Annotated in this window: 11 protein-coding genes and 1 tRNA gene; 11 read left to right on the top strand and 1 reads right to left on the bottom strand. The window is 67.0% G+C overall.

The annotated features are described in order from the left end of the window. The first annotated feature begins 5 nt into the window (after positions 1–5). The 5 genes from AC4H2H_RS09770 to AC4H2H_RS09750 all read left to right on the top strand — a co-directional run bounded on the left by AC4H2H_RS09770 (position 6) and on the right by AC4H2H_RS09750 (position 6275). A complete protein-coding gene (locus tag AC4H2H_RS09770) occupies positions 6–2462 on the top strand; it encodes a glycoside hydrolase family 94 protein (protein ID WP_494370616.1) in 2457 nt (818 codons plus the stop codon). A 134-nt stretch (positions 2463–2596) separates the two neighbouring features. Next, complete coding sequence (locus AC4H2H_RS09765; protein WP_494370615.1) at positions 2597–3247, top strand: GNAT family N-acetyltransferase; 651 nt, start codon at positions 2597–2599, stop codon at positions 3245–3247. 61 nt (positions 3248–3308) lie between these two features. Continuing rightward, the gene (locus tag AC4H2H_RS09760) at positions 3309–4547 is read left to right on the top strand and encodes a hypothetical protein (protein ID WP_494370614.1); all 1239 of its coding nucleotides are present in this window, start codon (positions 3309–3311) and stop codon (positions 4545–4547) included. Between the two features lie 64 nt (positions 4548–4611). Beyond that, a tRNA-Ala gene (locus AC4H2H_RS09755) sits at positions 4612–4684 on the top strand. Positions 4685–5048: 364 nt separating this feature from the next. Further along, complete coding sequence (locus tag AC4H2H_RS09750) at positions 5049–6275, top strand: hypothetical protein (protein ID WP_494370613.1); 1227 nt, start codon at positions 5049–5051, stop codon at positions 6273–6275. Here the strand turns inward: AC4H2H_RS09750 and AC4H2H_RS09745 are convergent. Then, positions 6193–6774, bottom strand: a complete 582-nt coding sequence (locus AC4H2H_RS09745) for an HNH endonuclease (RefSeq protein WP_494370612.1) — start codon at positions 6772–6774, stop codon at positions 6193–6195. The genes AC4H2H_RS09750 and AC4H2H_RS09745 overlap by 83 nt on opposite strands. A 258-nt stretch (positions 6775–7032) precedes the next feature. On the opposite strand from AC4H2H_RS09745, the gene AC4H2H_RS09740 reads away from it, so the two are divergent. From AC4H2H_RS09740 to AC4H2H_RS09715, 6 genes are all read left to right on the top strand, one after another. Then, positions 7033–8664 (top strand): DNA cytosine methyltransferase, encoded by a 1632-nt coding sequence (locus tag AC4H2H_RS09740; RefSeq protein WP_494370611.1) that lies wholly within the window; start codon positions 7033–7035, stop codon positions 8662–8664. 70 nt (positions 8665–8734) lie between these two features. Beyond that, positions 8735–9226 carry a very short patch repair endonuclease gene (locus AC4H2H_RS09735; protein WP_494370610.1) on the top strand — a complete coding sequence of 164 codons (492 nt, stop codon included), beginning with the start codon at positions 8735–8737 and terminating at the stop codon, positions 9224–9226. Positions 9227–9499: 273 nt separating this feature from the next. After that, the gene (locus AC4H2H_RS09730) at positions 9500–12688 is read left to right on the top strand and encodes a hypothetical protein (RefSeq protein WP_494370609.1); all 3189 of its coding nucleotides are present in this window, start codon (positions 9500–9502) and stop codon (positions 12686–12688) included. Continuing rightward, a complete protein-coding gene (locus tag AC4H2H_RS09725) occupies positions 12685–18054 on the top strand; it encodes a DEAD/DEAH box helicase (protein WP_494370608.1) in 5370 nt (1789 codons plus the stop codon). The genes AC4H2H_RS09730 and AC4H2H_RS09725 overlap by 4 nt, the downstream gene beginning before the upstream one ends. A gap of 90 nt (positions 18055–18144) precedes the next feature. After that, a complete protein-coding gene (locus AC4H2H_RS09720) occupies positions 18145–19179 on the top strand; it encodes an HNH endonuclease (protein WP_494370607.1) in 1035 nt (344 codons plus the stop codon). Between the two features lie 162 nt (positions 19180–19341). Beyond that, complete coding sequence (locus AC4H2H_RS09715; RefSeq protein WP_494370606.1) at positions 19342–20739, top strand: DNA cytosine methyltransferase; 1398 nt, start codon at positions 19342–19344, stop codon at positions 20737–20739. Positions 20740–21166: the final 427 nt, after the last annotated feature.

Raw genomic sequence — 21166 nt, 5'->3', positions numbered from 1 at the left:
ACACGATGCGCTACGGCCACTTCGACACCGCGCGCGACGAGTACGTCGTCGAGCGCCCCGACGTCCCCGTCTCCTGGACCAACTACCTCGGGACGCGTGACCTGTGCACGGTCCTGTCCAGCACCGGCGGTGGGTACTCGTACTACAAGAGCTCGCAGTACGGGCGCATCTCGCGCTTCCGCCAGAACGGCGTCCCGCTGGACCGGCCGGGCCACTACGTCTACCTGCGCGACGACGCCGACGGCGACCACTGGTCGGTGTCGTGGCAGCCGGTGGGCAAGCCGTTCGTCGGGCCGGACGAGGAGCTCGACCCCGCGGGCGGTGCGGGACGCTGGACGACGCGTCACGGGCTGAGCTATACGACGTTCCGCTCGGAGTACAAGGGCATCGACGCCGAGCAGACCGTGTTCATCCCGCTCGACGACGACGTCGAGCTGTGGGACGTGCGCGTCACCAACACGACGGACGAGGTGCGCGAGCTCACCGTCGGGTCGTACGTGGAGTTCAGCTTCCACACGATCACGATCGACAACCAGAACCTGCAGATGTCGCTCTACGCGTCCGGGTCCTCCTACGAGGACGGGATCATCGAGTACGACTTCTACTACGAGCCGTGGACGTTCCACTACTTCGCGTCGAGCGAGACGCCGTCGTCGTACGACTCGCTGCGCGACAGCTTCATCGGGCCCTACCGGTCCGAGGCCAACCCGATCGCGATCGAGCGCGGGCACGGCTCGAACACCAGCGCCACGACGCAGAACCACTGCGGCGCGCTGCAGCACAAGGTCACGCTCGCGCCGGGCGAGACCAAGCGTCTCGTCTACATGCTCGGGTACGGCTCGCGCGACGAGGCCGGGCGTGCGATCCAGGCGAAGTACGCCGACGTCGCGACGGTCGACGCCGAGCGCGAGCGCCTGCGCGGGTACTGGCGCGCCAAGCAGGACAAGCTGCGCATCCGCACACCGCACGAGGGCATGAACACGATGATCAACGCCTGGACGCTGCTCCAGGCGGAGACGTGCGTGCAGTGGTCGCGGTTCGCGTCGTTCGTCGAGGTGGGCGGGCGCGCCGGCCTCGGCTACCGCGACACCGCGCAGGACGTCATGAGCGTCATCCACTCCAACCCGACGAAGACGCGCCAGCGCATCGTCGAGCTCCTGCGCGCCCAGACGGAGGCCGGGTACGGCCTGCACCTGTTCGACCCCAAGGCGTTCGACCCCGACGCCGAGAAGCTGCCCGACGTCCCGTCGCCGACGATCGTCCCGACCGTCGACCCGAAGGACCTCATCCACGGGCTCGAGGACACGTGCTCGGACGACCACCTGTGGCTCGTGCCGTCGGTCGTCGAGTACGTCAAGGAGACGGGCGACCGGTCCTTCCTCGACCTGGAGATCCCGTTCGCGGAGGGCACGCCCGGCACCGTCTACGACCACCTGGTCCGCGCGCTCGAGTTCTCCGCGCAGCAGGTGGGTCAGAACGGCGTCGCGCTCGGGCTGCGCGCCGACTGGAACGACTGCCTCAACCTCGGCGGGGGAGAGACGTCGCTCGTGACGTTCCTCCACGCATGGGCGATCGGCGCGTTCCTCGAGATCGCCGAGCCGCTCGCGGCGGCGGGCGACGAGCGGGCCGAGGCGGACGTCGTGCGGTTCACGGCCGAGCGCGAGCGCATCGCCAAGGTCGCGGACACCCAGCTCTGGGACGGGCGCTGGTGGATCCGTGGATACACGCGCGACGGCGTGAAGATCGGCTCGGCGGAGAACGCCGAGGGCAAGATCTTCCTCGAGCACCAGGCCTGGCCCGTCATCGCGGGCATCACGAGCCAGGAGCGCGGCGAGGCGTCGATGGACGCGGTGCGCGAGCTGCTCGGCTCCGAGTACGGCAGCCACCTCAACTGGCCGGCGTTCACGACGGTCGACGACACGGTCGGGTTCGTCACGCGCGTCTACCCCGGCATCAAGGAGAACGCGGCGATCTTCTCCCACCCGAACGCGTGGCCGATCATCGCCGAGGCGATGCTCGGGCGCGGCGACGAGGCGGTGCAGCTCTACGACGCGATCCTCCCGTACCACCAGAACGACAACATCGAGGTCCGCGGCGCCGAGCCGTACGCCTACGTCCAGTTCCTCTACGGCCGCGACCACGAGTGGTTCGGCAAGGCGCAGAACCCGTGGCTCACGGGCACGGCCGGCTGGATGTACACCGCGGTGACCAAGTACGTCCTCGGCGTGCGCCTCGCGCTCGACGGGCTCGTCGTCGACCCCTCGATCCCGAAGGACTGGGACGGGTTCGAGGTGCGGCGCGAGTGGCGCGGCGCGGTCTACGACATCGAGGTCCGCAACCCGGACCACGTGTCGAAGGGCGTGCGCTCGGTGACGGTCGACGGCGTCGAGCACGACCCGGCCGCGCCGATCCCCGCGCAGCCGGCCGGGACCGAGGTGAGCGTCGTCGTCACGCTGGGCTGACGACGTCGGTCGCCGTCGGGTGTGCCCGGGTCACCGGCCGGTGGCGTGCGGGCGCCCGGTGGTGCCACCCTGTGCACCGAGGACCGGGCGCCCGCCCGTGCCCGCCGAGAGACACCGAGGACGGTCACCGCCGGATGACGCACAAGATCGCGCGCGGCTGGACCGTCGCCAAGCCGTGGCCCGTGACGCTCCGCGAGGACGCGCTCGACGGGACGGTCGTGCTCCGGCCGCTGCGCCGTCGTGACGCCCAGACCTGGATGCGGCTGCGCGCGCGCAACGCGGAGTGGCTCGAGCAGTGGGAGGGCACGTCGCCGCGCCCGGGGACGGCAGGCGGCCCGCCGACGTTCACCGAGTACGTCCGCGTGCTGTCGTCCCAGGCGCGTGCCGGGACGTCGCTGCCGTTCGCCGTCGAGCTCGACGGCGAGCTCGTCGGCCAGCTCACCGTCTCGTCCATCACGTACGGGTCGCTGTGCGGCGCGAGCATCGGCTACTGGGTGAGCGAGCACGTCGCCGGTCGCGGGATCATCCCGACGAGCGTCGCGATGGCGACGGACTACTGCTTCGCCGTCCTCGGGCTGCACCGGATCGAGATCAACATCCGCCCGGAGAACGGCCCGAGCCTGCGCGTCGTGGAGAAGCTCGGGCTGCGCGACGAAGGCACGCGCGAGCGCTACCTGCACATCCAGGGCGCGTGGCGTGACCACCGGACCTTCGCGATCACGAGCGAGGAGGTCCCCGACGGGCTCCTCGCCCGGTGGCAGGCAACACGGCGCGAGGCCACCTGAGGCGTCCGACACGCCGGGGCGCGTGCGGGGCGTCGCCGTGCGCCTCGCCTACCGTCGTGATGTGGAATCGGCCTCGGGGATCGTCGCGCTCGCGGTGGTGCTGCTGTGGCTCGGGTTCTACGTCCCCCACCGGGTGCGTCACCGGCAGCAGCTGCTGGAGGCGCGCACGGAGGATCGCTTCTCGGGATCCCTGCGCGTCCTGGCCGTCGCCGGCCCGGCCGGCGGGGCGCTCGACCGGTGGGACGCGAGGCTCGACGGCGTCTCGACCGTCGCGGCCATCGCGGCCGGGCCGGGCGACGCGGCAGGTGGGGCCCGCGCCCTCCTCGGGAGCGGGGGAGCAGGGCAGCAGGACCGGTCGGACGGCCGGACGCACGACGAGGAGGGATCGCACGCCATGGGGAGCACCGTCAGCGCGTCACCCTCTCGCGGGGCGCAGCCACGTCCGGAGTCGTCCCGGCTCGCCCTCCTCGAACGGCGCGCCGCCGCGGCGCGCCGCAGGCTCGCGCTCACGGTCGTGCTGCTGCTCGCGAGCGTGGCGGTGTGGGTCGTCGTCGCGCTGGGATTCGTCCCGTGGTGGGCCGGCCTGGTCCCGACGGCGGTCCTCGGGCTCGTGCTCGTCCTGGGCCGTCGTGCGGTGCTCGCCGCGCAGCGGTCCGACGCCGCCTGGCTGGCCGAGCGCCGCGCCGCCGCACGGGCGGCACGGGGGGCGGTCCTCGGCAGCCCCGCCGCGCCGCGCAACGTGCGGCCCCGTGTCACCGGTCGCGCCGTGCACGGCTCGCAGGTGAGCACCCAGATGATCCCGCGCGTCACGGCCAAGGACCTCGCACGGGCGACGGCCGCGGCGACGGCCGAGGCCGTTCCGGCGTCGACCGCCTCGTCCGCGCGCGAGCGCGGCACCCCGGCGAGCACGACGGCGTCCGACGGCGCCGGCACCGGCTCGGACTCCGAGGAGCCTGCGCCGGAGCGTACCGAGACGCGGCGCGCCGACGTCCCGTCGGGGCGAGCGTGGGACCCCGTCCCGGTCCCGCCGCCGACGTACACGATGAAGGCCACGGCACCGCGTCGCGAGCCCGCTCCGCTCACGGCCGACGACGTGTCTCCGACAAGAGCGGAGGACGCCGTCGCGGACGGTGTCGCGTCGGATGCGCCGACCCGTGCCGAGCGTGCGCCGTCGGGTGCGAGCGACCCGGCGAACGGCGCTCCCGAGCCCGCGGACGGCGACGAGCGCAAGCCCAGGACGGAGACGCTGGGCCTCGATCTCAACGAGATCCTCGCGCGTCGCCGGGCCGCGGGGCAGTAGCTCCCCCGGGGGTGGCTGGTTTGCGAGACCCCGCCCCCGGGGTGTTAGTCTGTACACCGCTCAAGGGGCTATGGCGCAGTTGGTAGCGCGTCTCGTTCGCAATGAGAAGGTCGGGGGTTCGAATCCCCCTAGCTCCACTCCTTGAAGGCCGTTGGTCAGGATGAAAGTCCTGGTCAGCGGCCTTCGGCGTTCCCCGAGGTCCTCGACCGAGAGGACCGGAACGACTGTGACTCCACGCGAGATTCCACGCGAGTGCTAACTGGTACTGCGTGAGGGCGACCTTGATCGACCTTGGACAACGGTGGCAGTGCCGCACAACTCGCTCTCTGACCGCGCCGCTCGATTGCCTCGGCGGGGGAAGTGCCGCGGTGTGCCCGTGGTGTGCCCGAGCGAGAGTGTCGTACCCCTGTGCCAGAGTTAGCGCGGACCGCGCCTCGAGCGCGGCGTTTCGGGTCGGCTAGGTGATCCGCAGTCCAACGAGAACCAGTTGCAGGAGCGCGCGTGGGATCAATCGTCGTTGACCAGATCGGCCCAGACGGCGAGCTCGTTCCAGACGTCGACACGACGCTCACCGAGAAGGAGAAGAACGAGCTCCTCCTGTCCGCACTACCCGGCGCCACGACTTCGACGTACGGCGGTGCCCGCGTGGTCAGGTTCCGCGACCAGGTCATACTCAAGGCGCAGGTGACGCACCTCGGGTACCCATGGCCCGCTTACAGGAAGCGCATCCAGATCCCGAAGGCGTGGCTGGAGGTCGAGCGTCAGGCCACGCGCGACGGACTGGTGACCCGCTTTGTCGGCATCTACCGGTACCGCAGCGTCACCGTCTTCGTCGACTTCGACCCGCGGACGTACATCCAGCGCGCTGCCAACAACTCTGCCGCCCACGTCGCGACCAACGACCTGCACCAGGCGCAGACGCTGGGCGTGTTCGAGCGCGTCGATCGCAACGGGAACCGTCTGACCAGCGTCCGGACTGAGCTGTTCGCCGACTACGTCTTGGGCCTCGCAGACACGACTCACCCGAGCATCGATGTCTTCCGGCGGTTCAACGAGGACTTCTTCACGGGCAGCTGGCTCCGCGCCCTCGACGCAGTTCAGGAGATGCACGCCGCCGCCTGGCCCGACAGGTTTCAGAACGAGTGGGCTGGCTTCTACCTCGAGTACCGCTTCGACAGGTTCGTGAGAGCGGAGGGGCTTGCTGACATCGTCCGGTTCCAGAAGAAGAAGCAGCGCGGGGGCTACGACTACGACCTGGTCTTCCACGACGGACCGCGTGTCGACTTCTACGGTGATCTGAAGGCCTCCAACATCGAGAAGCACGAGGCCATCGGCAACGACCGCGACGACCTGGTCCGGTGCCTCGAGGAGTTCGGTCAGTTCTGGTACGTGATCTACGAGCACGACACCGTGCACGGGAAGGACAACGGCGACGTCGCCACGATCGAGTGGAACGAGTGGCGGCGGTCCGTCGGGCACGTTCAGGGCAAGAAGTACAGCCCGCTCTCCTACTCTGGGCGGTTCAAGGAGTCGGTGCGTTTTGCCCGGATGCAGGTGCTTGAGGTGAACGAGGCGAACGCTAGTCTCGTTCTCGGTGACCATCACCAGGGCCGGCAACCCAGCGGTGCCGCGCGCGAGCCCAAGGTCAAGATCCTGAAGAAGCACATCGACAACTTCTTGATCTTCTCCAGCGCACTGCCTGAGCTGCCGAGCGATCTACGTGTCTGACACCGTTGCCGGCGTCGACGTGGAGGCCAGTGATGAACGGTCGCGAGGCGACGAGGCCGAAGTCCACCAGTGATCGTGTCTGGCTGTCGGCGAGGGCATAGAGCTTCTCCACCACCGTGCGGAGCTCGGTGACGTTCGGCGCGTAGTCGTACTCGGCGACGTAGGCGGCGATCGCTGTGCGTCGGGCTTCATCGAGCATGGGATGGGTCGACCAGGGCTTCCCGGACTTGATGTCGTTGCAGGGCTTGCAGGCCGGGACGATGTTGCCCCAGGCGTGCAGCCCGACGGCGTCTCGGTTGATCGGGACGAGGTGCTCCTCGACAAGTCGTAGGCCCGGTTCGCCGCAGTACGCGCAGCACGACCCGAACCTCGCGATGAGGGCGCGAGTCATCGAGCCGAACCGCGGCAGACCACGGTTGGCGTCGTACTGGCGACCGGCCTCTTGGAGGTACAGCCGCACGATTCGGTTCGGGACGTCTGAGAAGGAGCGGAGACCCATGGCCAAGTCGTACCAGACCTGCCTCGCAGGCAGGGTGTGTGCGCGGTGCTCGGCCGTTTTCGGACACGACGCGCGGTCGCGGAGTACGTCTTCGCAACGAGTCTGTGACGGACGAGCGGCGCGGAACCGAGCCCTGTGGACGAGTGGGTACGCCGTGTTGGTGTCGCGAGCTAGGTTGTCTACAGCTCTTCCGCAGTCGGGCGCGCCCTACTTGCGCAAGGCGCGGAGAGCTGTCAAGCTTCAGAGGTGGGAGACCAGTTGAGCAAGGCCGACGCAAAGTACAGCTTCATCGACCTGTTTGCAGGCATCGGTGGGTTCCATGCCGCCCTGGCTGCCACTGGCGGTGTGTGCGAGTACGCGGTCGAGATCGACAGGGACGCCGCCGCCGTCTACGAACGCAACTGGAACAAGCCCGCGCTAGGTGACATCACCAAGGACGCGAACGACGACGGTGTGACGCTCCGGGGCTACGACGGCTCGATCGACGTCCTGACGGGCGGGTTCCCCTGCCAGCCGTTCTCCAAGTCCGGTGCCCAGCACGGCATGGCGGAGACCCGCGGCACCCTGTTCTGGAACATCGCGAGGATCATCGAGGAGCGCGAGCCAACGGTCCTGATCCTTGAGAACGTCCGCAACCTCGTTGGGCCGCGTCACCGCCACGAGTGGCTGACCATCATCGAGACCCTGCGGTTCTTTGGCTACGAAGTCTCGGGCGCGCCCGCGATCTTCTCGCCCCACCTGCTACCGGCATGGATGGGCGGCACTCCCCAGGTCCGGGAGCGCGTCTTCATCACCGCGACGCTCATCCCGGAGCACCTGCGGGACGAGAGGATCCCACGCACCGAGGAGGGCGAGATCGATCCTCAGGCGCTCGGTCCCAACCCGGTTGCAACGATGACGGATCGGTTCCCTGCCGCCGAGGGGTCGACCGATCTGTTCCAGCCGGGTGACCCTGAGACCGGCTGGAACCTGCTCACCAGCGGGATCATCCGTGAGGATGACCCGGTTCCAGAGAACGTCGACCTGCGCCTCACGGAGACGGAGACGTTGTGGATCGACGCATGGGACGACTTTGAGGCAACGATCCGACGCGCGTCCGGCAAACGGTTGGAGGGCTTTCCTTACTGGGCTGACTCGTGGACCGACTTCCCCGAACTAGGGAAGCTCGTGGCCGCCCGCAAGTTCCAGACGCCGGAGCGCGAGTTGATCCACGACCGCAAGCGGTTCGTCGCGCGCACGGACATGCCCGAGGGCTTCGTCCCTGCCTCGGTCAAGCGGCCTGTGATCGATAGGACCCTGCCCGCCTGGAAGCAGTCGCACCTGCGTCGCAACTACGACCTGTTCGAGCAGCGCTATGCGGAGATCATCGAGTGGGCGTACCGCTGGGGTGTCTATACCGACCTGTTCCCGGCGTCCCGTCGCAAGCTGGAGTGGCAGGCTCAGGACGCACCGCGCCTGTGGGACACGGTGATGCACTTCCGTCCGTCCGGTATCCGGGCGAAGCGTCCGACGTACCTGCCGGCGCTCGTTGCGATCACGCAGACGTCGATCATCGGCCCGTTGGAACGACGCTTGTCGCCGCGCGAGACCGCCCGTTTGCAGGGACTACCGGAGTGGTTCGATTTCGGTGATCAGCGTGCCGCAGCGACCTACAAGCAGATGGGCAACGGCGTGAACGTCGGCGTCGTCCGGCACATCCTGCGCGAGCACGTCCGCCGCGACAAGGACTTGCTCAAGCTCACGCCCGCCGGCCGGAGGATCATCGAGGCCGTTCCTGTGGACGAGCTCGACGCTCCGGTCCGTGTCTTCAGCGCGGCGGACTGGTTCGACGCACCAGGTGCTTCGGGTCCTAGCCCGACTCGAAGGAACGGGGCGGGCGTGCACGAATAGGTCAAGAACGAAGAGGCCAGGTTCGGGGGGCGAACGTCCTCGGTCAAGAGCGAAGGGCACGTGACGCGTGATGGAAGCGGGAGCCGCGCGGACGCAGCATGTACCCGCGCACCCTGGCTCGTCATCAGCCGAGGTCTCGCGGAGGATGAGCACGGCTCGCAGGCGAGACACAGCGCCCGAGCTGGCCCTGCGCCGCGAACTCTTCTCCCGGGGTCTCAGGTATCGCGTCGCGTTCCCGGTTCCGGGACAGCGTCGCCGCACGATCGACGTCGCGTTCACCCGAGCCAAGGTCGCTGTCTTCGTCGACGGCTGCTTCTGGCACGGCTGCCCGGAGCACGGTACGAGCCCGCGGGCCAACAGTGAGTGGTGGAATGCCAAGCTCGCTGCGAATCGAACGAGAGACCGCGATACAGACCGCATGCTCACCGAGCTGGGTTGGACCGTCGTGCGCATATGGGAGCACGAGCCAGCGGCGACGGCAGTCGCACGCGTGCTGGCACTGCTCGCGCGCCCCGGTTCCGCCCGGAGCGGTTCTCGGCCGGCGAGATACTCGGAAGGGTGACGGGGAGTAGCGACACAGCCCGAGCTGAACGTGCCGCGGGCTCGGAACGACACTTCGCGGACGAGGGCGCGAGGGCGGCCGCAGGGGCTCGAAACGGCAGGGCGTCTTGTACCGAAGGCAGTGTGGAGTGCTCGGTGCGGGGACGGGGTTCCGTATGCGCAGGTGCTACCTGCGCTGAACTGCGGAAACTCGTCGTCATTTCACCCGCCGCCGCCGTGGGTCGTGTCGGCGCCTCGTTGTACGTTGCAGCAGGAACAAAGGAGTACCTGCTCAGTGGATCTACACGCTTGGAACAAGGCATTGCTGGACCGCGTCAAGGCTGACGCGAGACCACAGCGCCGCCTCTACCTGTACGTCGACCGCGAGACGTTAGCGACGGTCTCGGGCCTCGACGCAGCGGTGGCCGTGGAGGACTTCTCGCGGGCGTTCCGAGATGCGTGTGGTCGTCAGCCGTTCGAGCGGGCGTACCTGGACGCCCTCCGCTGGAGGGCGAGTGGCTGGCTCGGCGACCCGCCGATCGTCGCTGCGCTCGCCATGACGGTTCTGGCGGTCACCGAGATGCCACTGGGGCACGTCTCGAGCGTCTACCCCCGACAGAACGAGCTGCTCGGGATCCCCATCGATGGCGGGATGCCACCTGAGTACGACCTCCATGTGCCCGCTCTCTGGAAGATCTGGAACGAGTGGCTCGAAGGCGCTGGCTCGCACCTCGGGCTCGCAAGCGCCGCCCCCACGTCGCGATACACGAACCAGGGCTGGGCAAGGAGTCAGGGGCTCGTTCGGCTACGGGACCGGTACCTGATCGACGACTACCTCAGCACCGTTCGCGCCGCGCAGGTCACCGATGTCGACCCCCATCGGCGTGTCAGCGACTTCTGGGCGTGGCTCTCGTACCGCGGCGGCGACCGTGTGCGGCATTTCCGTGCGCGGTTCGACAACCCGGAGGCGCGGGAGATCCTCGCGGAAGTCCTTGACGACGAAGTGCAGCGCTTTGCTGCGGGTCGAGAACTCTCGCGGACCGCAATCGGACGCTCCGTCCAGGGGCTGCTCTACTACGAGCCGGACGAAGACTATCTCGGCCTTGCGATCGAGGTCGACGCACGCGTCACCGACGCTCCTGTCGACTTGGGGGACGGGCCCGAGACCATCGGGCCAAGCGAGTCGTACCGCATCGTCCGCGCGCCGACGAACTCGTCCACGCTTCTCGCCGACGGAACAAAGGTCCCGCTGAGATCCGGGCTCACGCTACGTATCAACCCAGCGCAGGCGTACGCGTTCCGCGACGAGCCCCTGCTCGAGGGAATGCTCGAGGTCCGTGGGAACGCCTCCGCGACCCACTACGACGTTCTCGTCGCCAACCAGCACGTCAGGGCGGTCGCCGCCGAACTCGGCGTTGCTCGCAGTGCAGCCGAACCCGGTCCGGCCGATGGCTGGTCCTGGTTCCATGATGTCTCCGCACGCGAGATCGGCCCAGCACTTCAGGCGCTCGGCTTGGGCGTGCTCGCACCCCCGGCGCCGATCGGCATGGAGCTGCGCGGTGGCCTTCGGTTGGCCCAAGCGCGGTACATCGTCGGCTACGAGCCACAGGTACTGATACCTGAGCGGCACTCAGCGACGCTAGACGAGAGCATCCAGGTCGATGGCACGTCCGACGGACGCGAGCTCGCTACATATCGCCTCCGTGCCGGGGTGCATGTTGTCGCTGACACTGTGTCGGGCGAGCGCATCAACTACGAGACCGTCGCGCCGTCGCGCCGGCGCGTCGTCGCATCCGGCTTTGGCTGGGACATATCTGGCGTTCCGACTGCGACCAACCTGAACGGGCAGGATGCTTCCTCAGTGACTCTTGCGGGAGCGATGCTCCGTGGTGGGCAAGACCCTGCACCGACGATCGTCGCGGAGGTGCGAGAGAAATCCACCGCGCTCGTGCTCGACGACGAGGGCGGGTTGTTCGAACTCACGTCGCCCCCACGCGAGCGCTGGTTGGACCGTGCTGGCATGAAGACCTGGAACCTGGATGTACGACGGGCCGTGCGCGGGACGCACCGGCGCGTGGTCGCAAGCTTGGACGAGTCGGCATTTCCGATTGTCCGTCCGGCGTTCTTCTTGACGGTCTCGTCGAGAGGCCTCATCGAAGCCGTGGAGATCCCTCGGTTGTTGCCGTTGCTGGATGGTGAACCGCTCAAGAGTCGCGTGGAGCGCGGAGTACCCCAGCCGTTCGCCAACTCGCGGTTCCAGCAGCGCCAGGACCTCGTTGCGACTCTCGTCGGACGTGAGTGGACGTGGAGAGGCGCCCCCGCGGAGAAGCGTCGCAGCGAGGTCCTGACGCGGGCACTCGCTGGTGGGCTCAAGAGCACCGGTGTCGCTCGACCTAAGCCGGCGCCCGTGGTCACAGTGGACGTACGGCTCGACGTCGTGCCGAGAGAACGAGGATACGACCACAAGAACCCCTACGACGTCGCGCTGATGTGGCTTTCGACGCTGGAGAATTCGAAGTGCAGCGCGAAACGATTCGCCAGCACGTGGGAGTGGATCTGCCACTACACGGGCGGGGACGACCTCGCACACGAGTGGCGCTTGGCCCTGGAAAGACTTCGCGTCCTGGGTCACATCGAGCGAGACTTCACGAACCAGGCGGTGCACGTAGCGCCCGCCGCGCTCGTCGGGCTCCCCAGCGCCGACGGCATCTACCTGTTGACGGGGGCCCGCCCGACTGGCGCTCTTAGGCGCCTCTTCTCGTCGGCGGACGATGACGAGGCGGTCGCTCGCGCGGCACAACTCTTCCTACCGTTCCGCCGAACCCAGACCGATCCGCGAACACACCGGCCGCTTGGTCCGACGACGCTCTACCTGGCGCCGCAGCCGGGTGCCATGGGGCGTATCGCGGAGGGCCTGGAGGCTCTGGGTATCGAGGCGTGCGACGTAAAGCCTGCTGACGGCCTGCTCGAAGCTCTCCCGGCGCCTGAACAGATCGTGCAGTACGGCACGACGCTCACCATCTCACCGTCCAGTCGGTTCAGCGTGTGGCGGCGCGACCACGGCCTGCGGACGTCCTACACGTGGCGCGACGCCAGTGACGATGCCGCACCCGGGCTGTACCAGTACCGAACCACCTACGGGACGAAGATCCACGCCTGGCGCCCGAAGTTGATGAGCGACCTGGTGTTGCTGCCCGATGTCGCCACGGGCAAGTGGATGGACGAGGTACGCGAGAACCGACGGACTCACCTCAAGCACAACCAGGGCAAGCGGCTGCTCTTTGCTCCGGTTGCGCTCGAACTGCCACACCTCGTGAAACGCTCCCTGGTGTTGCGTACGGGCTTCCAGCCGACAAAGCGCGCTCTGGGTGGCCAGGGAGACGTGTACTACGTATACGAAAATGTCGGGCCCACGGCAGCGAGCCGAGTCGCCCAACTGCTGGGCCAAGACCTTCAGAACTCGACAGATGGAGAGTGCGCATGACCGACACGCCTTTGACGGTCGAAGGCGCGTACGCGTCACTACGAGAGGCGTTCCTACGGTTCTACAACACCGCCTACAGCCTGCGCGACCGGGCAATCAGCGCCGAGCGAGAGAGCCTGCTCCGCCGCGACGGCGTCGCGCTGACCACCCCGTACGTCGAGCTGATGCCTAGTTACGAGTCATCGACCGAGACGCTGGCCGATGTCCTCGACGTAGCGGAGGTCCCGAACGCGACCGATCTCATCCGTTCGGGGATCCTTCCGCACGCTCATCCGTACAAGCATCAGGCCGAAGCACTCAGCGCCTCCATGGCCGGGCGCGACGTCGTGGTTGGCACTGGGACTGGATCGGGCAAGACGGAGTCGTTCCTTCTGCCGGTGATCGCACGCCTGGTCAAGGAGGCGAGCTCCTGGTCCGAGCGTTCTCGGACCGACTCGACATGGTGGGCTGCCAGACGGCCATTCCAACCACAGCGCGAGAACCGAAGCGGTCGCCCGGCCGCCGTCCGGAGCCTCGTGCTCTACCCGATGAACGCCTTGGTGGAGGACCAGCTCGTCCGACTCCGTCAAGCCCTGGACTCGGATGCCGCCCACGAGTGGTATGCGCGAGAGACGAAGGGCGAGCCGTTCTTCTTCGGCCGCTACACGGGGAGGACGCCGGTCGCTGGCACGCGAGTCGCGGCGAAGCCTGAAAGGGTCGACCGGCTGCGAGAGATCCTCCGCCAGGCGGACGCTCGGCATACCTCCCTCCTTGAGCGGCTGAGCCGAGACGAGGTGGATGAAGAAGCCCGCTACTTCCTGCCGTCCCTCACGGGTGGAGAGATGCGCAGCAGGTGGGACATGCAGGAGACGCCACCCGACATCCTGATCACCAACTACTCGATGCTCTCGATCGCACTCGGGCGCGACGACGAAGCATCGATCTTTGAGAAAACTCGCCAGTGGATCGAGGCGTCTCCCCACAACGTCTTCACGCTCGTCGTCGACGAGTTGCACATGTACCGCGGGACCGCCGGTACCGAAGTCGCCCTCCTCTTGCGCCGGCTGTTCAGGCGTCTCGGACTCGACACACGGCCCAAGCAGCTCTCGATCGTCGCGACGTCAGCGTCGATCGGCGACGACGCGCCCGGTCGAGCCTTCCTCTCTGAGTTCTTCGCGCGTCCGGCGGACGGCTTTGCCTTCATCAAGGAACCTGAGCGCACCTACTCGAAGATCGACCTTGACGAGTTCGGCGCAACCCTGCTCGCTGATGCCTGGTCCACCGCTTCACTTCCTGAAGGCGAGAGGGTCCGCCAGGCGATCGAGTCGGCCATGACAGTGGACGGTGATTTCCGTCCGCGAGCGGTTGACGCCATAGCTCAGCAGCTCTTCCCGTCGGTCGGTGCAGACGGCGCCGCGCTCGCGTTCGACCGCCTCACCCAGCGGCTCGGGGCAGAGAAGAACCCGGCGGCTCGTCTCCGCGCCCATCTCATGTTCCGCACGATCCAGGGACTCTGGGCCTGCTCGGACCCCGACTGCAGCGCCGTCGCCGCCGAGTATCGGTCGGCCGAGCGCCGGATCGGGAAGATCTACGCGGCACCTCGGTTCACCTGCGAGTGCGGCTCTCGGGTTCTCGAACTGCTGTACTGCGAGTCATGTGGTGAGTCGATGCTGGGCGGCTTCGCCGTGAAGGAGGGAAAGAAGGAGTACCTTCTCGCATCGGCCACTGATCTGGAGTCGCTCCCGGACCGACCCAAGAACGATCGCAACGCGGGAAACTACCGCGTCTACTGGCCGACAGACAGGACGTCGGTCGCGGGCGACTGGAGCCGACTCGGCAAGCAGCTCGATCCGGATCCCGCGCGACCGAAGTTCAAGATGGACTTCACCCAGGTCAACCTCAGTCCGGGCACCGGGAAGATCAGCGCGCTCGGCAGGAAGACCGGTCTGCGATTCCGGGTAACCACGGAGGGAGTCCCCGACGCGGCCGATCGCATGCCCGGCTTCCCGACGCAGTGCCCGTCGTGCGGTGACGACAGAGAGCTGGACTGGCTCAAGGACCTGGGGCCGGAGAGCCGCGAACGCTCGCGGTCACCGATCCGGACGCAAGGTGTCGGTTTCGACCGCGCGAACCAGGTCCTCACGGGAGCGATCAGGCGTCTCCTCGACTCGAGCCTCGTCGTCTTCTCCGACAGCAGGCAGGGAGCGGCTCGTGTCGCCGCCAACCTCGAGCTCGCACACTACCTCGACCTCATCAGGGCGCTCGTTCTCGACGAACTGACCGGCGGAAGCCAGCGGCTCGAACTCATCGAGGCCGCGATCGCGAAGAAGGACAACTCTCCCGAGGCGACGTCGGCGCTCGCCGACCTCCAGGGCAGGGATTCTCAAGGCGTTACCGCGCTGATGAAGCGCACCTACGGCATCCCCCTCGACGGCGGCGACCTCGCGGCCATCGAGCGCGTCGAGCAGCACCTCGGGGGGACCCCGACGCTTGTGGACCTCGCCGGCGCAATCGAGCCCCGTCTCCTCAGGCTCGGCGTCAACCCTGCCGGCCCGGACGCACTTCTCCAGAGCACGGGAAACCCTGGCGCCGACAGCGGGCAGCCCTGGACGGGCTGCTTCAGATGGAACGTGACCCCGCCGCGTGCCGACGAAGCCGCGCTCGACGCTCCCGCGAAGAAGCTCCTCGGCGGCATCCGTGAGGAGCTGAGCAGGCAGATTGTCCGAACCGCGTTCGCCGGCGGCGACCGCGACGTCGAGTCGCTCGGTCTGGCATACACGGTTCCGGCCGAACCGATCACTCTCGCCGCCCTGCCGGAAGGGGTCGCGGACGAGTTTGTGTCGTCGTTCCTGCGCCTCATGCTGCGGCGTCGTCGCATCACGTCGATCTCCACAGACGCCAAGACGAACTGGCCCGGAGAGGTACGTGCGTACGCCAAGAGGGTTGCCCAGAAGCATGGCGACGGTGACGGCGATGCCCTGCTCGACCTCGTCGGCGCACGCCTCAAGGTGGGTGTGCCCTCGGGCTTCCTGCTCAAGCCCGAACAGGTCCGTCTGCGTCACGTAGCCGATGCCGAGGTCTGGCGCTGCAATGCCTGCCGGAGTCGGCATCTCCATGCGAGCGCCGGCTACTGCGTCTCCTGTGGCGGGGAACTCGTAAGCGAGTCGCTGGAAGCGGGTGTCGCGGACGACTACTACCGATGGCTCGCGACCGAGGCCGGCGGACTCTCGCGCCTCCACTGCGAGGAGCTGTCTGGCCAAACGGACCTGCTGGACGCTCAGGCCCGCCAAGCGCGCTTCCAGAAGGTCTTCCTGGACGAGTCGGAAGTGCCACTGGCAGATCAGGTCGACGTGCTCTCTGTGACGACGACGATGGAGGCCGGTGTCGACATCGGAGCGCTGAAGGGCGTCGTCATGGCGAACATGCCGCCCCAGAGGTTCAACTACCAGCAGCGAGTGGGCCGTGCGGGCCGGCGCTCCGAGCACCTCGCGCTCGCACTGACCGTCTGTCGAGGCGCTCGAAGCCACGACGAGCACTACTTCGCTCATCCCGAGGCGATCACGGGCGACCGGCCGCCGCAGCCGTTCCTCGACACGTCGAGCGCTCCGATCATGCGTCGAGCTCTTGTCGCGGACATCCTGACTCACGCGTTCAATGCCGCCACCACCGTAGAGGGCTTTGAGCCCGGCCGTTCCGTTCACGGCCAGTTCGGCTCACGCGACGGCTGGCTCGAGAACGGGGCGCTTCGGGGCACAATCGACGAGTGGTTCAGCGCTCACCGTCGTGACATCGCTGACGCCGCAACCAACCTCACGCGGAACACGCAGCTTCCAGCTGGCGAGCGTGAGCGGTTGATCGCCTACGCGACCACCGACCTCGCCGCCGAGATCACGCGGGTCGCTGATTCGAGCCGAAGCAGCGAACTCTCGCAGGCCCTTGCAGAGGCAGGTCTGCTGCCGATGTTCGGCTTCCCAACCCAAGTCAGGACGCTCTACACGCGCCGCCCAGCGCCGAGGAGGGACGCATCCACGCTGGACCGCGACAGCTCCATCGCGGTCTCGGAGTTCGCACCCGGATCCGAGCTCGTCAAGGACAAGGCCATCCACACCGCGGTCGGCGTCGTCGACTTCTACCAGCGGATCGACGGTTCGTGGGCTCAAGGCGCCGAGCCTCTCGGGGAGCGACGGAGTGCGGGCCTCTGCAAGGCATGTGTGTCCGTCAGCGACGGCACGACAGAGACATGCCCCATCTGCGGTGCGAGCGACCCCGAGTACGCGGTCGTCGAACTCGCCCATCCGATCGGCTACAGGACGAGCTTCCGACACAGAAGGTACGAGCAGCTTTCGGAGCCGACCGCGCGAGCCGGACAACCCCGCCTATCGGTCACTGAGGCCGAGACCCTCCCCGCGGTCAAGAATGCCGTGCTGCGATCGGCGAACGCCGAAGTCGTCGTCGTCAACGACAACGACGGCCGCATGTACCAGTTCGCGCCCGCCTCCAACAAGCTGCCCGACGGGCGAATCGTGTCAGAGGCGGGACTCATCGAGACGACCTTCCTCACAGACCGCGACCGTGCGAAGGCCGCGTCCTTCTGGGGCCAGGGAGATCCGAACGCCGCGATGGAACCGGTCGCGCTCGCGGCTCGTCGCCGGACGGACGTCCTGACCGTGGGGCTCGCCGAGTTGCCAAACGGGCTGCGCATCGACCCGCGCGAGCCAGTCGGCAGGGCGGCGTGGGCCTCGCTCGGCTACCTGCTCCAATCGGCCGCAGTGCGATGGCTCGATGTCGGCTCGGACGAGATCGAAGTCGGCATCAACTCGCTCAGTGACGGCATTACCGTGACCGCCGAACTGTTCATGGCGGACAGCCTTGCGAACGGTGCCGGGTACGCTCGCCGACTTGGTGACCAGTTCGGGACGCTCCTGCTCAAGGCACGTGAGCTGGCGAACGACCTGGAGACGCACAACTCTGGAGTCCCCTGCGACTCCTCCTGCTACCGCTGCCTCCGCGACTACTCGAACAGCCGCTGGCACCCGCTCCTCGACTGGCGGCTCGCCGTCGACATGTTGGACCTCTTGGAGGGCTACTCGCTTGAGCCGGCGAGGCACCGAGCGCGCGACCTTCGTGCAGCACGAGCCGTTGCTCGTGACTTCGGGTTCACGGTCGAGGAGTTTGATGACGTCATCGTCATGGCTTCCGGCAACGGAGCGAAGCGCCTAGCGCTTCTTCACCCCTTGGAGCTATGGGCGGCACCGCGCATCAGCGCGATCCGAGGAAGGGCAGCGCTGACGGTCGTGAACGACGCTCCGCTCACGGACTCCACGTTCAACCTGATCCGCCGACCGGGTCGCGTGGCGGCTCCGCTCCTCGGTTCCGGGAAGTCGTGAGGTGACGCACTTGGGCCAGTTGGACCTTGCTGGTGGCGCATCAGGACTGGGGTGCGCACAAACCTTGAACTTGTCGCTGAGGATGGACTCATGGGCGTCACCGACTACCTAGAGATCACGGTCGACCAGGCGGTGGTGCAGTGGCGTCATGTCTTGGCCCGCACGCCACTCACCGATGGGCAGCGCCAGGCCGTATTCCTGCCCATCGAGACGCTCATGTGCGCTGCGGCGATGCATATCGTCGAGTACTCCCGCCTTGGGAGCTCCACGATGCACAAGGCCGGGGCGCCTGCACCGGAGCTGGCGCGACTCTTCCGGCGCCCAGTGAGCAGCATCATCGCGAAGATGAACAACCTTGATGGACGGCGACCGCGGGGGGCGAAGTACGACCTCGAGGTCGGGCTCGCTCTGGCCGTCGATCAAGACCTCATGAGCGAGATCTACCGAAGAGTCCTGACCGGCGCTCGGACCCAGGGCATCGACCCGCTTGATCTCCCAGACTTCCTGAGAATCGAGGGCGGCGGTGACTTGCGCCTCATGGGCCAGGACGAACTGGACAGCGCTTCGATCGAGGCGGTCATGGAGAAGGAGATCCCCGCGTGGCGCGCGCGAACTCCTGACCAACCCTCGGGAGTGACGGAAAAGTTCCTCCTGCAGTACCTCCGAATGGGGCAGTGCCGCTTCGCGTACGGGGTGCTTCACAACTGCGGCAACGCCTGCCTCTTCTGCGGGTTCACGATCGGCGACGGTGCGCGGCCATCCCTGCTGCGCGCCGGACACATCAAACCGTGGAAGGACTCAGGCGGGTTCGAGCGCCTCGACATCGCCAACGGCGTCGCCGCGTGTCCGCCGCACGATGCGGCCTTCGACGCAGGGCTCATGACCCTCGATGTGACCTCGTCAGACCTGACAGTCCGGCTGGGCAGGCGTCTGCAGAACGCCATCAACACGAATTCCGCAGCGGCGTTCTACTTTGGGCCTCCACGCCTTCGTCGGAGCGTGCCGCTCGCCGCGTTGTCAGTACCGGTCGCCGTCGACTACCTCGACTGGCATCACGAGTTCGTGTTTGACCGAGGAGGGTCTCCGGCCCCAGAGACCACGCGTAGGGCAGCGGCGAGTCGATAGTCCACCTGCGCGACCTACCCTTCGCGAGCTCCGCACGATGCGCTCGCGAGAGACCTCTCGCGAGCGCACACCGTCCTACAACTCCTCCACCGACGGACTCACCCCGCGCATGCCGTCGAGCCTGTCTACTGGCTGTCGCACGCTGGAGCTACGCTCTGCCACATGGATGCAAGTGCAGCAGACGATGCCCACGACGCGGCGCAAGCCGCCACGCCCCACCTGAAGGCGCTGAGTCTGTTCTCGAACTGTGGAGCAGGAGACGTGGGCTATCGGTCCGCTGGCTTCGACTTCCGGGTGATGGCCGAACTGAACCCGCACCGTCTCGAGGTTGCGCTTGCCAACCACCCTAACGCCGTTGGCGTCCCGGGCGACCTCCGAGAGACATGGTCGGACGTAATCAGTGAGTGGCGAAAGGCCGAAGGTGAACGCCAGCCAGACCTGCTCGCAGCGTGTCCACCGTGTCAAGGAATGAGCAGCGCCCGAAGCGGCCTTGGGCGGCACGATGACCTAGAGAAAGGCGGGAAGGATCCCCGCAATCTCCTTGTGACCGTGATCGAGGCGGTCGCGAAGGAACTCCGGCCACGGGCAATTGTCGTCGAGAACGTACCCGCGTTCCTCACGCGATCAGTCCCTCACCCGGCAACAGGTGGCCCGATTAGCGCGGCGCTTCTGCTCATAGAAGCACTCGCCGAAACATATCAGGCCTATGCGATGGTTTCTGACTTGGCGGACTGGGGTGTGCCCCAAACCCGCAAGCGATCCTTCTTGACACTCATTAGCAAAGACGAGTCCTCTAGTGAGCGAGCGGACGCCTTCGCCCCGTTCCCACAGCCCACTCACGCGCCTGATTGGGGTGGCTCGCGCACGTCGATTAGCGATTCGCTTGCCGAACTCGCTGCGCCCCCGCTGGACGCATCAAGCAAGGAGAGTGCAGCCGATCCTAGCAATCCAATGCACTCGGTGCCGGTTTGGAGTGCCGAACGTTATCGAATGATCGCATCGATCCCGGGGAACTCCGGAAAGAGCGCCTGGCAAAATGAGAACTGCTCACGATGTGATGCTCTCACGGTTGACCCTGATGCGGCGACATGCGAGATCTGCAGATCACCGCTGTTGCGCCCAGTGGTTAAGGACATGGAGGGCGAATGGCGTCTCATCAAAGGATTCAAGAATAGCAGTTACGCCCGCATGAAGAGCGATGCGCCCGCGTCAACGGTGACCACCGCAAGCGGTCGCATCGGAAGCGACAAGACCATCCATCCGTCGGAGAATCGGGTCCTCAGCCCGCTGGAATGCGCACATCTCCAAACCCTGCCGCCCGATTTCGAGTGGGGTACTGCTTTCAAGCGCCTTGGCCACACGGGTGTCCGGGAGATGATTGGCGAGGCGGTGCCTCCGCGATTTACTGAAACGCATGGAAATGCAATCCGTGGTTGGCTGATGAGCGACGCAAACGCTGATCTCCTGCCGACGAACGACCCTCGAATCTCGAAAGCGTCAGAGCTTCTCGCACGAGCAAGAGAACGGGCCGAGGTTCACATGGCAGGTGTTCCGGTGTAAAGCGCGACAAGGTCAAGCTCTTCAAGTGCTTCACTCAATGTGTCTAAAATCAGGGGCCCTGAGCGCACGCTCTAGCGTAGGGCGCAGCAGACTCCGGGCTACACGTGATCTGAATGACCAGCGCGACCGCATCTAGATCCCTCAGGCGCTGCGCATGCGGTTCGATCGAGACAAGGCACCGCGGGAACGCCTAGGAAAGAAGGACCACCATGTCCCGGGCTTCGCATCTCCTGCTGTGCACCCGCGCGCCGCACCAGTACACGCACTGACACGGGTCGGTGCCTTGTGACCGCGGACGGAAGCGTGCACACGATGGCGGCTCATCGGCGACCGTGTCTCAGAAGAATCATCCGGTCGATGCAGGCGCGGAGTCCGGCCGACCCCGGGGTGCTGCGTGGACGTGTACCGTTTGACGCACGGGCGAGCC

The sequence above is a fragment of the Cellulosimicrobium sp. BMG9.22 genome (assembly GCF_059159975.1).
This window is presented reverse-complemented; position numbering and strand designations above follow the sequence as displayed.